The sequence below is a fragment of the Plantactinospora sp. ZYX-F-223 genome (genome assembly GCF_039649625.1).
Taxonomy (GTDB): Bacteria; Actinomycetota; Actinomycetes; order Mycobacteriales; family Micromonosporaceae; genus Plantactinospora.
Window position 1 is genome coordinate 49798 of record NZ_JBDJAV010000012.1, and the last position, 14431, is coordinate 64228.

General features: G+C 72.0%; 11 protein-coding genes and 1 pseudogene. 5 read left to right on the top strand and 7 right to left on the bottom strand.

Annotation, left to right across the window (positions count from 1 at the left end; genetic code table 11):
- Positions 1–57 precede the first annotated feature (57 nt).
- Complete coding sequence (locus AAH979_RS14285) at positions 58–909, top strand: C39 family peptidase (RefSeq protein ID WP_346258570.1); 852 nt, start codon at positions 58–60, stop codon at positions 907–909.
- Between the two features lie 183 nt (positions 910–1092).
- Here AAH979_RS14285 and AAH979_RS14290 read toward each other — a convergent pair whose 3' ends face one another.
- The 6 genes and pseudogenes from AAH979_RS14290 to AAH979_RS14315 form a co-directional block, all read right to left on the bottom strand.
- Positions 1093–1632 (bottom strand): hypothetical protein, encoded by a 540-nt coding sequence (locus AAH979_RS14290; RefSeq protein WP_346258571.1) that lies wholly within the window; start codon positions 1630–1632, stop codon positions 1093–1095.
- A gap of 207 nt (positions 1633–1839) precedes the next feature.
- The gene (locus AAH979_RS14295; RefSeq protein WP_346258680.1) at positions 1840–2634 is read right to left on the bottom strand and encodes a GNAT family N-acetyltransferase; all 795 of its coding nucleotides are present in this window, start codon (positions 2632–2634) and stop codon (positions 1840–1842) included.
- Between the two features lie 37 nt (positions 2635–2671).
- Positions 2672–4369 carry a CDP-glycerol glycerophosphotransferase family protein gene (locus tag AAH979_RS14300; RefSeq protein ID WP_346258572.1) on the bottom strand — a complete coding sequence of 566 codons (1698 nt, stop codon included), beginning with the start codon at positions 4367–4369 and terminating at the stop codon, positions 2672–2674.
- 268 nt (positions 4370–4637) lie between these two features.
- Positions 4638–6083 (bottom strand): annotated as a pseudogene (locus AAH979_RS14305) (bifunctional cytidylyltransferase/SDR family oxidoreductase); the annotation flags it as partial.
- A 251-nt stretch (positions 6084–6334) separates the two neighbouring features.
- Positions 6335–7156 carry an ABC transporter ATP-binding protein gene (locus tag AAH979_RS14310; RefSeq protein WP_346258573.1) on the bottom strand — a complete coding sequence of 274 codons (822 nt, stop codon included), beginning with the start codon at positions 7154–7156 and terminating at the stop codon, positions 6335–6337.
- Complete coding sequence (locus AAH979_RS14315; protein WP_346258574.1) at positions 7149–8045, bottom strand: ABC transporter permease; 897 nt, start codon at positions 8043–8045, stop codon at positions 7149–7151. The genes AAH979_RS14310 and AAH979_RS14315 overlap by 8 nt, the downstream gene beginning before the upstream one ends.
- 156 nt (positions 8046–8201) lie before the next feature.
- On the opposite strand from AAH979_RS14315, the gene AAH979_RS14320 reads away from it, so the two are divergent.
- The 3 genes from AAH979_RS14320 to AAH979_RS14330 all read left to right on the top strand — a co-directional run bounded on the left by AAH979_RS14320 (position 8202) and on the right by AAH979_RS14330 (position 11147).
- Positions 8202–8828: a TetR/AcrR family transcriptional regulator gene (locus tag AAH979_RS14320; protein ID WP_346258575.1), complete on the top strand. Its 627-nt coding sequence runs from the start codon at positions 8202–8204 to the stop codon at positions 8826–8828.
- Positions 8829–9006: 178 nt separating this feature from the next.
- A complete protein-coding gene (locus AAH979_RS14325; RefSeq protein WP_346258576.1) occupies positions 9007–10116 on the top strand; it encodes a DegT/DnrJ/EryC1/StrS family aminotransferase in 1110 nt (369 codons plus the stop codon).
- Complete coding sequence (locus tag AAH979_RS14330) at positions 10113–11147, top strand: Gfo/Idh/MocA family oxidoreductase (protein ID WP_346258577.1); 1035 nt, start codon at positions 10113–10115, stop codon at positions 11145–11147. The genes AAH979_RS14325 and AAH979_RS14330 overlap by 4 nt, the downstream gene beginning before the upstream one ends.
- A gap of 162 nt (positions 11148–11309) precedes the next feature.
- Here the strand turns inward: AAH979_RS14330 and wecB are convergent, their stop codons facing one another.
- Positions 11310–12398, bottom strand: coding sequence for a UDP-N-acetylglucosamine 2-epimerase (non-hydrolyzing) (gene wecB, locus AAH979_RS14335; RefSeq protein WP_346258578.1), 1089 nt, complete (start codon positions 12396–12398; stop codon positions 11310–11312).
- A 409-nt stretch (positions 12399–12807) separates the two neighbouring features.
- On the opposite strand from wecB, the gene AAH979_RS14340 reads away from it, so the two are divergent.
- Complete coding sequence (locus AAH979_RS14340) at positions 12808–14379, top strand: glycosyltransferase family 4 protein (RefSeq protein WP_346258579.1); 1572 nt, start codon at positions 12808–12810, stop codon at positions 14377–14379.
- The last annotated feature ends 52 nt before the right edge of the window (positions 14380–14431 follow it).

Below are 14431 nucleotides of genomic sequence, written 5' to 3' on the forward strand. Positions count from 1 at the left end.
CCGCGTCATTCCTTGCCCCCCGGTAGCGGTGACGCGCATTTCCCCTGGAGGATAACGTTGAAGCACGCAATTAACGGGCGGTTCCGGACCGCCATGTCGGGCCGGCGCAACCGGCTCGCGCTCGCCTCGGCCGCGGTGCTCGCCGCTGCCGCGTCCACCGGGGTCGTCCTGACCTCGACCGGCTCGGCCGAGGCCCCGGAGACCTCGGCCGTCGCCGTCGCCGAACTCGGCATCCCGGCGGCGGGGCAGGCCGGAGCGGCTGTCACCACCGCCCCGGAGACCACCGCGCCGGAGACGACCGCCCCGGCGACCCCGGCGCAGCCGGCGACCACCGCGCCGGCCACCAAGGCGGCGAAGGCGGCCCCGGCCAGCACCCCGAGCAAGCCACCGGCGCCGCCGGAGTCGAAGCTGCTGGACTACCAGTTCCAGGCCCAGATCAACGGCTGGTACTGCGGCCCGGCCGCCACCCGGATCGCGCTGACCGTCCGGGACAAGCAGCCGAGCCAGGACGCCGTCGCCGCCGACCTCGGCACCACGATGAGCGGCACCAACTCGGCCGAGGACACCACCCGGGTGCTCAACAAGATCACCGGGACCGACTTCTACCGCACCACCGCCATCCCCGGCGGTGCGGCCACCCCGGCGCAGATGGACCGGCTCCAGGCGGACGTCGTGCACGCCGTCACCAGCGGGTACGCCGTGGTCGTCAACATCGCCGGCTCGGCAACCGACCTCGACGGCGGCTGGCACAGCTACCCCGGCGGGCACTACCTGACCGTGGTCGGCTACCGCGACGACGGCCGTACGGTGAAGATCGCCGACCCGGCCATCCCGGGCGAGGACAGCAACTACTGGATGACCACCATCGACCTGGCGAACTGGGCGGCCACCCGGGGCTACTCGTCCTGACCCGCCCCGCCCGCCGGTAGCACCGACGAGACGCCGGCCCGACGAGACGCCGGCCCGACGAGACGCCGGCCCGACGAGACGCCGGCCCGACCCACCCACCCGGACGACCCGTGCCGACCGGGGGTGTGGAGCGGGCCGGCGTCGTCGTGTCGTCGGCCGTGCGTGCCCGTGCTCAGGCGGGAATCACTGGCCCTGCCACACCGCCTGGGCGCCCGTGTCGCCGGTGCGGAACACGTAGTACAGGGTGATCCCGGCTGCCGCCAGGGACAGCACCCCGAGCACCAGGGTCAGCACCGGCGACCCCTTGGCAGCAGCGGCGGCCGGGCCGTCCCCGCCGCTCCCCTCGGTCCCGGCGGTCACCGGTGCGGCGGTGGCCCGTGGCTTGACCAGGAAGACCAGCGCGAGGGTCAGCACCCCGAGCGCGATCGTCGCGTACAGGGTGTTGGTGCCGAGGTCCTGGTGCTCCGCCAGCCGCGGCACGTACTCCGGGCTGACCCGGTTACGGGACTCCAGCCGGGCGAGGAACCGGTCACCGGAGAGCTTGGCCATCAGCGCGGCCAGCGGGGTGGCGACCGCGAGCAGTCCCAGCACCCAGCGCAGGTGCGGTCGGACGAACGGAACGAACGCGTACCCGACCGCGGCCAACGCGAGCAGTGGCACGAACACCACCGCGGCATGGACCAGGAAGGGGTGGGCGGGAATGCCCATGAACTCCTCAAGCACCGGCGCCTCCTCGGCGACAGATCGGCTGGCGAAAGCAAGGGGTGGACGGCAGGCGTACGGACCGGGCGGAGAGCAGGTCCGCCACGCCTGGCGGACTGGCGGCTTTCGAGAACGTTGACATGGTGCCCGGGGTGCCGACCGTTGACAAGGGTCGGACCGGTTCGGGCCGGTGCGGCGCCTCCCCGGAGGACGTGGTGGTGACCTGGTTCAAAGAGGACGGTCGTCCGCGCCGGGTGCGGGTGCCCGCTCGCCGACGACGTACTCGGTGTACTCGGCGACCGGGGTGAAGCCGAGCCGGTCGTACAGCTTGTACGCGGCGGTGTTCTCCGCGACGACGTTCAGCGCCACCGTGTCGACGGTCTCCAGCAGCCGCCGGCAGAGCGTCGCCACCACCGTGCTGGCCAGCCCCTGCCCCCGGTACGCCGGAGCCGTCGCCACGTTGCCCAGCGCGCCGACCCGGTATCGCGGCGACCAGACGTGCACCCCGGCGACGGCGACCAGTTCGCCGCCCCGGCGCATCCCCACGTAGTGGCCGGTCTCGACCATCCGGGGGTCGAACCAGTTGCCCGGATACGCCGCCCGGTAGAACGCGGTCAGTTCCGGTACGTCGGCCTCGGTGAGCACCTCGCCGCCGGGCGCCACCCGGGCCAGCCGGTCCGGGTCGGTGAGCGCCATCTTCAGGTGCGCCCCGCGCGACCTGACCGGGTACTCCCGGGCCAGCACCGCCGCGCCACCGGGGGAGAGGTGCGCCTCGAAGTGCCGGGGCAGCAGCGGGAGGAGGCCGGTGAGCAGTTCGGTGAGCACCGCCGGAGAGCGGTGCAGCGCCAGCAGCACCGGAGTGGGTCCACCCTGGTAGAGCAGCGCCACCGCATCGTCGCGCCGGTACCAGGTGGTGTACGGCCAGTAGAAGTCGTCGAGGTCGCCGAGTTCGTACGCGTGCAGGTGGGGGTCGCGGCGCAGCAGGCCGGCCAACTCGTTCCGGTCGTGGCTGGTCCTGATCATCGTCACCGGCGCATCATGGCACAGCCGCCGACCGTGCTCAGGAGACCGGCGCGGGGCGCGGCGACGGCACGGACCGCGTGGCGGCGCCGTCCAACTGCCGGCGGGCCTCGTCGAGGAACCCGTCGGCGTACCGCTGCTCCGGGAAGTCGCCGAGATAGCGGGTACGGGTCCGCCACCGGGTCTCGGCCAGCGGATCGCTGTCCAGCAGCCGGTCCAGTACGTCGTCCAGATTGGACATCTGCGAGTCCAGCACGTAGCCCGAGCCGGCCAGCGGGAACCCCGCGACGAACCGGTCACCCTCGCCGACCCGGTCGGTGACCGCGTACGGCTTGCCGGAGTAGAGGTAGTCGGAGATCACCGCAGAGACGTCCGAGACCAGCGCGTCGGAGGCGTTGACGCAGTCGACCAGGCTCATCTTCTTCGCCGCCTCGGCGCCGAAGACGTGCCGCCGTCCCGTGCTGGCCCGGTGCTCGGCGAGGAGCTGCTCGATCCGGGCGAGCTGCCGGGCCGACGCGGGATTCTGCGAGGTGTAGGGGTGGGCCCGCAGGATCACCGTCACGCCCCGGTCCAGCAGCCGGCGGACCAGGGTCTCGCCGACCGGCAGCGAGCAGTGGTCGACGTCGGCGTTGTGCCCGGTCCAGGTCGGCGTGTAGAGCACCACCTTGTCGGCCCGGTCCCGGATCGGCTCCCGACTGACCGCGATCGACTCCACCTGTGGCCGGCCGACGATGGCGAACTTCTCCCGGGGAATCGTCACGCCGTTGCGGGCGTACCGGTCGATCGCCGCCTGTCCGGCCACGAAGATCCGGTCGAAGATCGCGGAGACCGGGTTGGCGCTCGGCGCCTTGTCGCTGTCGCCGTGGTGCAACTGGATGTGCGTGAGGTGCGCGAACCGGATGCAGTGGCTGTTCTTGGCGCCGTGGTTGACGTAGAACGCCACCCGCAGACTCGGCACGATCGCCTCGTCGATCGAGCGCGGCGTCGGGCAGACCACCACCGGCGCCGTGGTCGCGGCCGAGATCGTCGGCAGGAAGTTCGGCTCCCGCAGCAGCACCATGAACGGCCGGCCGATCCGCTCCAGGTACGGCAGCCACATCATGACCTGGTATTCCGAGCCGGGCGGCGCGGAGAAGTAGAGCAGGAACTCCGGCCGGTGCCGGCGGAGCGCCTGGGTGACCGCACTCTGCCCGCCGGAGGGCCGCAGCCGGCGCAGCGCGATCGGCCCGACCGCACCGATCGCGGCGGCCGCGCCGACCAGCACGGTGAGCACCAGGACGGGCCAGACCGGCAGGGTCAGCGCCGCGCTGCCGGCGAGTGCGACCAGTAGGACCAGCACCGCCGGGCCGAGCCGGTCGGCGACCAGCAGTGGCGACGACCGTACGCCGAGGTTGGCCGAGCGGACCTCCAGCTCGGCGGCGTCCCGCAGCGGCCGCTCGGCCAGGGTCAGCCCGAGCAGAGCCGCTCCGGTGAGCGCCAGCGCCACCCAGTTCAGCCGGGCCTCCGGCACCTGGTGGGCGTATCCGACCAGGACCCCGGCGATCAGCAGAACCGGCTCGGCGACCAGGTCGGCGCGCGGGTTGATCCGGCGCTCCAGCCAGACCGCGCCCGCACCGGCCACCGCCAGGGCGAGGCCCGGCAGCTCGGCCGAGGTGAGGGCGAGGACCAGGAAGGACAGCACGGCCAGGCCGGCACTCAGACACCGGACGGTCAGTTTCCTGACCAGATCGCCACGCATGCGCTTCCTTCCGTGAGGCGGATCGCCGGATGGTGCCCCGACGTGCGGGGCCGGGCTAGGCGGTGCCGACCCGGGGCGGCGGCACCAGTTCGGTGGAGCGTTGCCGGCCGATCCGGCCGAGCCCGGGGTCCTGGCCCGAACCGTCCGGAGCGGTGCCGCTCGGCTCGCCCGGCTGCCCGTCCGGAGCGGTGCCGTTCCGCTTGCCCGGCTGCCCGTTCGGCTCGGTGGGCTGGCCGGTGGTGGGCTCGGCGGCCGGGTCGCCGGGGGAGCGGCGGACGTCGACCACCTGGCCGGTCAGCCCGGAGAGCAGCACGTCCAGTGAGACCCGGGCCACCGTGTCGGCCGCCAGCAGGGTGTGCTCCGGCTCCTCCCCGAACGCCCGGGTCCGCATCGGGGTCGCGGTCCGCTCCGGGTTGACGCAGTTCACCCGTACGCCGAACTCGGACCACTCGTCCGCGAGCGCCTGGGTGAGGTTGACCACGGCGGCCTTGGTGGCGGAGTAGAGGGCGTACCGGGCCCGGCCCCGGGTGTAGGAGCTGGAGGTGTAGAGCAGCAGTTGGCCCCGGGTCTGCCGCAGGTAGGGCAGCGCCTGCCGGGCGATGTCCACCGGGGCGACCAGGTTGACCTGGAGCATGTGCGCGATGGTCGCCTCGTCCATCTCGGCGAGCGCACCCATCCGGAGCACCCCGGCGGTCACCACCACGTGGTCGATCCGGCCCGTCGCCTCGAACGCGCCACGCAACGCGGCGGCGACGTCCTCGCCCCGCTCCACGTGGGTGCCGGTGCTCGACCGGCTGACCGGGAACACGTCCGCGCCGTAGCTCCGGGCGACCTCGGCCAGCCGCGCTCCGATGCCGTGGCTGCCGCCGAAGACCACCACCGTGCGGCCGCTCAACTCCTCGACGTACGCCCGCTCGTCGCGCAGCCGGGGCGCCTGGGCGGCGGCGAGCTGGAAGAGCTTGTCCGCCAGGTGTACGTCGACCGGGTGGGTCACCTTGATGTTCTCGTCCGAGCCCTCGATGACCTTGATCGGCACCTCGGGCAGGTAGCGCAGTACCACCCCGCAGTCGTCGGTGGCGCTGAACTCCGGGTCCTGCGCGGCCAGCGCGTACGCGGCCCGGATGGTGCTGGACCGGAACGCCTGCGGCGTCTGCCCCCGGCGCAGCCGGGACCGTACCGGGATGTCGGTGATGCAGTCGTCGTCGTCCACCTGGATGATCGTGTCGGCGGACGGGATCGCCACGTCGACGGCGGAGTGCGTCCAGAGCGCGTTGACGCACTCCCGGACGATCCGGGGGCTCAGCAGCGGCCGGACCGCGTCGTGGAAGAGGACGTTGCAGTCGTCCGGCCCGATCGCGGCCAGCGCCAGCCGGGTGGTGGCGTTGCGGGTGTCACCGCCCTCGATCACCTGACTGACCTTGCGGAAGCGGGCCTTGTCCACGATCTGCCGCGCCTCGCCCAGGAAACCGGGTGCCATCAGCACGATGATCTCGTCGATCTCGGGCGCGGACTCGAAGACCGTGATGGTGTGTTCGAGGATCGGCTTGCCGGCGATCTTGAGGAGCTGCTTGGGAATGCCGAGTCCGACCCGGGTCCCGGTGCCCCCGGCCAGCACCACCGCCACGGTCCGGGTCGGGCGCCAGGGCGCCCGGACGTCGGGGCGAGGGCCTACGGCCGGGCCGGCGTCCGGCTTCGTCGCCGGGTCAGGTGCCATTGCCGATCCTCACTGACTGGAACTGTCGAATGCCGATACCTCCGGAGCGGTCGCCGTCCGGCTGGTGCGCGCTGACCGCAGCCCGCCGGGACCGGTCACCGTCCGCCACCCCACCCGTCCCACCGGTCGACCTCCGGGCCGGCCGGTGGGAGGTCGACCGGAGCCGACGACCTCTAGGACCCTAGCGCGCGGGCGGTCGGCCCGGGTAACTCGCGCGAGCCGGACGATCGCCGCCCGGAACGGTCCGGGCGTCACTTCTGGTTCATGAAGCTCTCGTACTCGGCGATCACATCGGCGGTCGGCCCGTCCGCCCGGATCAGCCCTGACTCCAGCCAGATCGACCGTTCACAGGTGTCCCGGATCGAGCCGATGCTGTGGCTCACCAGGAACACCGTGCCGGCCCCGGCGCGCAGTTCCCGGACCCGCCGCTCGCTGCGCCGCCGGAACCGCGCGTCACCGGTGGCGAGCGCCTCGTCGATCAGCAGTACGTCGTGCTTCTTCGCGGCGGCGATGGAGAACCGGAGCCGGGCGGCCATTCCGGACGAGTACGTCCGCATGGGCAGCGAGGCGAAGTCACCGCGCTCGTTGATGCCGGAGAACGTGATGATTCCCGGGGTGAGTTCGCGCACCTGGGCCGGGGTCATACCCATCGCCAAGCAGCCGAGCATGACGTTGCGTTCCCCGGAGAGGTCGTTGAGCAGGGCCGCGTTCACCCCGAGCAGCGAGGGCTGGCCCTGGGTGTAGATCGCACCCCGGCTGGTGGGCAGCAGCCCGGCGATCGCCCGCAGCATGGTCGACTTGCCGGAGCCGTTGCTGCCGAGCAGCCCGATGGCCTCTCCCCGGTACGCGGTGAAGCTGACGCCCTTGACCGCGTGCACTTCGCGGATCGCGGCGGGCTTGCCGCCGGTCACCATCCGCTTCAGTGCGGCGACCGGATTGCCGCTGCCGCCCGCGCCGGCGCCGTACACCCGGTAGGTCACGTGTACGTCGTCGACGACGACGGTGGGAATCCGGGAACCGTCGGCGGCGGTGGACGCCGAAGCGTCGATCCGCACGTTCGTTGACTCAGCCACGGCCATACTCCCTTTCGCCCCGCCAGAAGTAGACGAATCCGAGGACACCGGCGACGACCGCCCAGCCGACGGCGAGGAGCCAGCTCTGGGTCGCCGGCGCGGTGACCGGTGCCGTCTCCATCAGTGAGTGCCGCATCAGCTCGATGTAGACCAGCAGCGGGTTGAGCTGGACCAGCCAGGCCACCGCCTCCGGCAGGTGCTTCTCGAAGTAGGCAACGCTGTAGAGCACGCCCGAGCCGTACATCCAGGTGCGCATCACGAACGGGACGATCTGCTTCACGTCGGTGATCTTCGAGCCGAGCCGGGCCATCGCCATCGCCAAACCGGCGTTGAAGATCGACTGTAGGACCACCGCCGGCACGACCAGCAGCCATTCGAAGGTCAGCGGTTCGCCGTCGACCAACACGATGGCGGCCAGCACGACGATGGACGCGAGGAGCTGCTGGAACTGGGTCAGTGTGATCGCGATCGGCAGGCAGGCCCGGGGGAAGTGCAGTGCCCTGATCAGGCCGAGGTTGCCGGTGATCGCCGAGACCCCGGAGCTCACCACGGACTGTGTGAAGATGAACACGAACAGTCCGGTGCAGAGGTAGGCGATGAAGTTCTGCACGTCCCTGCTGGTGCCCAGCACCACCCCGAAGATCAGGTAGTAGACGGCGGCGTTGGTCAGCGGGGTGAGGACCTGCCAGAGCCGACCCAGCCGGGCGGTGCTGAACGACGCCGCCACCTTGGCGTTGGCGTAGGCGGCGATGAAGTGCCGATAGGACCACAACTGCCGGATGTAGCTGACGAGGCCGGGTCTTTCGCCGGCGAGGGTCAGTCCGTACCGGGCGGCGAGCTGGGCTCCGGTCAGTCCTGAATCAGGATCGGCTACCGCCGTAGTGGCCATAGCAAGGCGCTCCGATCTATTCGGGCTTGAAAAACGCGCGACAGGGGTGACCGTGGCCGGAACGATCGAACGCCGTGCGGTCGTCGCTTCGGCCAAGAAGGTAGTCCATCGTACGTCGGGACGCAACCGTACCGTCGCCGCGCTATATTGGCCGGCGTGGCGACTGACAACCGGCGTGCTCCGGCGGGAGCGGCGGTACTCCGAGGGGAGATCACCGTCGCCATCCGCCAGGCGGTGATGCAGGAACTCGCCGCGGTCGGCTATGGGCGCCTCTCGATAGAGGGAGTCGCGCGTCGGGCCGGCGTCGGCAAGACGGCGATCTATCGCCGCTGGAACTCGAAGCTGGAAATGGTGCTGGAGATCGTCTCCCGGGTCGCGGGGCAGAGCCTACCGCTACCGGACACCGGGAGCCTAAAGGGAGATCTCGACGTGCTGCTGCGGATCGTGGCCAGGGCGCTGCGACATCCGCTGGCCTCGCAGATCATCCCGGATCTCCTCGCCGAGGCGTCCCGCAACCCACAGATCGCGCAGACGCTCCAGGAGGCCCTGCACGCCAACCAGCGGGACGTCGGCATACTGTTGATCGGCCGGGCGGTCGACCGGGGTGAGCTACCGGCGGGCGCCGATCCGGACGTCGCGATCGACCTGATCATCGGCCCGCTCTACTGGCGGCTCGCCGTGGCCCGCACCCCCATCCAGGAGGACTACCTGCGACGAATGGTCGCCGCGATCGCCAGCGCCCTCGGCGCGGACGACGCCGTCGTCGCGGGAGGGAGCACCTGAGGTTCCGCCCCTACCCGACCGGTGTCCCCGGACGACCGCACCGGCCACCCCCCCCGACCCCGACAGGTGACCGGCGCCACCGCCAGCCCGGACCACCGCGCACCACCCGATCGACGTACCGCGCAAAGAGCTAGCATCGCATGCCGAACGCGAATCCCTCATCGACAGGAGGATGCCCATGACTGGGCAGCACCCAGACCTGATCCCACCCGCCAAGCCAGTGATCGGAGAAGCCGAGATCGAAGCCGCCGTGCGGGTGCTCCGCAGCGGCCGGGTGGTGCAGGGGCCGGAGGTGGCCGCGTTCGAGGAGGAGTTCTCCGAGCTGGTGGCGGGCCGGCACTGTGTCGCGGTCAACTCCGGCACGTCCGCGCTGCACCTGGCCCTGCTCGCCCTGGGCATCGGGCCCGGTGACGAGGTCATCGTGCCGTCGTTCTCCTTCGCCGCGAGCGCGAACGCGGTCCGGCTGGTCGGCGCCGAGCCGGTGTTCGTGGACATCGAGCCGGACAGCTTCTGCGTGAACCCGGACGCCGTCGCCGCGGCGATCACCCCGCGCACCGTGGCGATGATGCCGGTCCATCTGTACGGCCACCCGGCCGCGATGGACCGGCTGGTCCCGATCGCCGAGCAGCACGGCCTGGCGATCGTGGAGGACGCCGCCCAGGCCCACGGCGCCGCGCTGAACGGGATCCCGGTGGGCAGCTTCGGCGCCGCCGGCTGCTTCAGCTTCTACCCGACCAAGAACATGCACGCCCTGGAGGGCGGCATGATCACCACCGCCGACCCGGAGCTGGCCCGTACCCTGCGGCTGCTGCGCAACCAGGGCATGGAGCAGCGGTACGCCAACGAGATCGTCGGCGCCAACATGCGGCTGACCGACGTGGCCGCCGCGATCGGCCGGGTACAGCTCAAGCAGCTCCCGGAGTGGACCGAGCAGCGCCGGTCGAACGCGAAGTTCCTCGACTCCCGGATCACCGGCATGATCACGCCGCCGGTCGCCGACGCGGCCCGGCACGTCTACCACCAGTACACGGTCCGGGTCACCGGTGACCGCGACGCCGCCCAGCAGCACCTGACCGAGCGGGGCGTCGGCAACGCCGTCTACTACCCGACCCCGATCCACCGGCTCAAGCCGTACCTGGGCGAGGACGGGAAGCCGGGTCCGTGGGACCTGCCGGAGACCGAGCGGGCCGCCCGCGAGGTGGTGTCGCTGCCGATCCACCCGTCGCTGACCCAGGCACAGCTCGAGCGGATCGCCGACGCCGCGAACACCGTGGCGGGCACCCGATGAGCGGCCAGGCGCGGAAGCTGCGCGCGGGCCTGATCGGGCTGGGCGCGATGGGCCGCAACCACGCCCGGGTACTGTCCGGTCTGGACGGTGTGGACCTGGTCGGCGTCGTCGACCCGGCCGGCGACCCGACGGGTGCGTTGCCGGTGCCGGTGGTGCCCACCGTCTCCGAGCTGCTCGCCCTCAAGCTCGACTACGCGGTGGTGGCCTGCCCGACCGCGCTGCACGAGCCGGTCGGCCTGGAACTGGCGGCGAACGGCGTCTGCGCGCTGATCGAGAAGCCGCTCGCCCAGTCCGTCGAGGCCGCGACCCGACTTGTGGACGCCTTCGAGGCGGCCGGACTCGTCGCGGGGGTCGGGCACATCGAGCGCTACAACCCGGCGTTGCAGAGCCTGCGTGTCCGGTTGGAGGCGGGCGAGCTGGGCGAGGTCTACCAGGTGGTGACCCGCCGGCAGGGCCCGTTCCCGCACCGGATCGCCGACGTCGGCGTGGTGATGGACCTCGCCACCCACGACATCGACCTGACGAGCTGGGTCACCGGGCAGGAATACACCTCGGTGTCGGCCCGCACGGTGTCGCGCAGCGGGCGGCTGCACGAGGACATGGTGGCGGCGGTCGGTCAGCTCGCCGACGGCACGATGGTCAACCACCTGGTCAACTGGTTGAGCCCGCTCAAGGAGCGGTCCACTGTGATCACCGGGGACCGGGGCTGCTTCGTCGCCGACACCCTCACCGCCGACCTCACCTTCTACGCCAACGGCGCCATCGACACCGAGTGGGAGGCGCTGCGCGCGTTCCGGGGCGTCGCCGAGGGTGACATGGTGCGCTACGCGATCCCGAAGCGGGAGCCGCTGCTCGTCGAGCACGAGCGGTTCCGCGACGCGGTGGAGGGCAAGGAGAGCGACATCGTCACCCTCCGCCAGGGCCTGCGTACGGTGGAGGTCTCCGCCGCGGTGCTCCGGTCCGCGTCGGACGGCAGCACGATCCACCTGACCTCACGGGGTTCCGCCGCGGACGTCGCCGCCGTGTCCTGAGCCGAGGCTCAGCACCGTACCGGCCTGCCCTGCCCGGTGGTGCCGGCGACCGGACCGGCGCCGCACCACCGGGTCGCGCGGGTAGTCGAGGCCAGCGCCGCCGGCCCGGCGGGACCGGCGGCGGCCGGACGCGCGATCGCCGGAATCGCCGGACCGGGGCGGTCAGCCCAGTCGACGTCCGAGGATCTCGACGACGCGTTCGGCGGCACGTCCGTCGCCGAAGGGCGTGCCGAGCGGCGTTCCGGGGGCCGGTCGGGTGGCCGTCGCCACCCACTCGCCCGGGCCGAGCAGCGCCGGATCGGGGACGAGCCGGTTCCAGTCGCCGTCGAGCGTCTCCAGCCATTCGGTCTCGGACCGCAGCGTCGTGCAGGGGCGGCCCAACAGGTACGCCTCCTTCTGCAGGCCGCCCGAGTCGGTCACCACACCGACCGAACCGAGGACCGTGGCGACCATGGCGGCGTAGCCGACCGGCGGGCCGACCCGGAGCGCACCCTGGGCCAGCTTCAGGCCCTGCGCCTCGGCCCTGGCCAGCAGCCGGGGATGGGCGAGCAGCACGACCGGGATCGGCAGGTCGGCCAGGGCCGCGACCAGCGTCGCCAGCCGGGCCGGATCGTCGGTGTTCTCCGCCCGGTGCAGCGTGGCGAGCAGGTACGGCTCCGCCGGGTCGACGCCCTCGGGCAGTTCCACCGCGGGCCGCTCGCCGGCGAGAATCGCGTCCCTGATCGACAGGCAGACGTCGACCATCACGTCACCGGTGAGCACCGCCCGGTCGGCGAGCCCCTCGGTCGCCAGGTGGCGCAGCGCCTCCTCCGTCGGGGCCAGCAGCAGGTCGGCGGCGTGGTCGGTGAGGACCCGGTTGTGCTCCTCCGGCATCCGCCGGTTGAACGAGCGCAGGCCGGCCTCCAGGTGGGCCACCCTGATGTGCTGCTTCACGGCCGACACGGCACCGGCCAGGGTCGAGTTGGTGTCCCCGTAGACCAGTACCCAGTCCGGGTTCTCGGCGGCCAGGACCGGGTCCATGGCCTCCAGGATCCGCCCGGTCTGCGCGCCGTGGCCACCGGAACCGACGCCGAGGTGTACCGCCGGGTCGGGAATGCCGAGCCCGGAGAAGAAGACGTCGGAGAGGTTGACGTCGTAGTGCTGACCGGTGTGCACGATGACGTGTTCGTGCTCGGTACGGGCGAAGGCGGCCGCTATCGGTGCCAGCTTGACCAGTTGTGGACGGGCTCCGACGACACTGACTACCTTCACCACTCGTCTCCCGGAAAGTCTGGACCTCGACGGGGATGTCCGGCCAGAACGGCCGGCCCGGATCGTCACCGGCGCGCCTGACCCCGCACCCGGCGGCAATACAATATGTCATGGAACGCCGCCTCCGGCGACTTCCCGGCCGTGCCTTGCCGTCCCGCCTCGCCCGGTTCGCCGGCCGGAGTTCTCCGTCCCCTTCGTACCCGCCGGGGCCGCCCCGGGTGGTTGCGCAGCAGGTGGGGCGGGGGGCCGATATGGCGACGAATGCCGGAGAAGGCCCGGGACGATTACCCGCCGGGTTGCCGTACACTCGCCGGGGTTCGCGGGAAGTCGCGCTGCGGGAGAGGCAGAGACAGGCATCATGGACTTGAACGGGCCCGCCGGAACACGGCGCACTCGGGGTCGGATCGTCATGCTGGTCGACAACGGGGTCGACGGAGACTCCCGGGTGCAGAAGGCCGCCCGCTCGGCGGCCGAGGCCGGCTGGGACGTGACCCTGATCGGCAAGAAGGGCGACTCCGGGCCGGATTCCTGGCGAATCGGTGACGCCGAGGTACGCCTCGTCCCGGTCTCCCCGGAACCGCTCGAACCGTGGTTCCGGCGCGGGCGCTCGCTGCGCCGGCCGCTGGCGTACCCGCCGGGCAAGCAGGTGATCTACCGGCTGGACGCGATGAAGGCGTGGCGGGTGGACATCGTGGCCCGGATCGCCGAGCGCCGCGCCGCGCGGGCCGCCGGCCGGAAGCCGCCGGGCGGGTTCCTCGCCGAGCCCCGGCTGCTGCTGTCCCGGCTCGGCCTCGCGGTGGCGAGCCGCTGGGTCCGGTTCCGGGCCCGGGAGAGCCGGCTGCTGCGGGAGGCGCGCAACAACCCCCGTTCCGCGGCCAACCGCTTCGCCATCTGGTTCTTCTCCACCACCATGGGCGCGCGGTGCTGGCGGCGGCTCGACCCCTCGCTCTGGCAGTGGGAGTTGGCCTTCGGAAAGGTGATCGACGGGCTGAAGCCCGACCTCATCCACGCGCACGACTTCAAGATGGTCGGCGTCGGGGCCCGCGCCGTGGCCCGGGCGCGCGCCAAGGGCCGGGCGGTGCGATTCGTCTGGGACGCCCACGAGTACGTCCCCGGGCTGCGCCCCCGTACGCCCGGCTGGATCGAGGCGCAGTCCGCCTACGAGCGGGAGTACGCCCCGTGCGCGGACGCGGTGATGACCGTCTCGGACGACCTCGCCGAGCTGCTGCGCAAGGACTACAAGCTGGCGGAGAAGCCGGTCGTGGTACTCAACGCGCCGGTGCTGGCCCCGGCCGACGAGGAGCGCGGCGTCGCCGTACCGAACCTGCGCGAACTCTGCGGCGTCGGGCCGGACACCCCGCTGCTGGCCTACTCCGGCGGCATCACCCCGGTGCGCGGGGTGGACCTGATCGTCGACGCGCTGCCGAGCCTGCCGGACGTGCACGTGGCGATGCTGTCGGTACAGCCTCTCGGCGCGAACCGGGCGGCCAACAAGCTGCGGGCCCGCGCCGTGGAACTGGGCGTGGCGGACCGGGTCCACCTGTTGCCGTACGTGCCGCACTGGCAGGTCTCGAAGGTGCTCTCCGGCGCGGACGCCGCGGTGAGCCCGCTGCACCACCTGCCGAACCACGAGATCGCGCTCAGCAACAAGTTCTTCGAGTACTCGCACGCCCGGCTGCCGCTGGTGGTCAGCGACGTCCGCACGATGGCCGCGATGGTCCGGTCGACCGGACAGGGCGAGGTGTTCCGGGCCGAGGACCTGACCGACTTCATCCGGGCGGTGAAGCTGGTGCTGGCCGAGCCGGAGCGCTACCGTGCCGCCTACGACCGCCCCGGCCTGCTGCAGCAGTGGAGCTGGGAGGCCCAGGCGGAGATCATCGACCAGCTCTACACCCGGCTGCTGCCGCAGTTGCCCGGCCGGGAGCCGGCGGCCGGGGCCGAGTCGAGCGCCCCGTCCGTGCTCTCCACCGCCCAGGTCTGACCCCGCGTCCGTCCGAATCAGACACGACCGCCGGCGACCCGCGCGCCGGCCG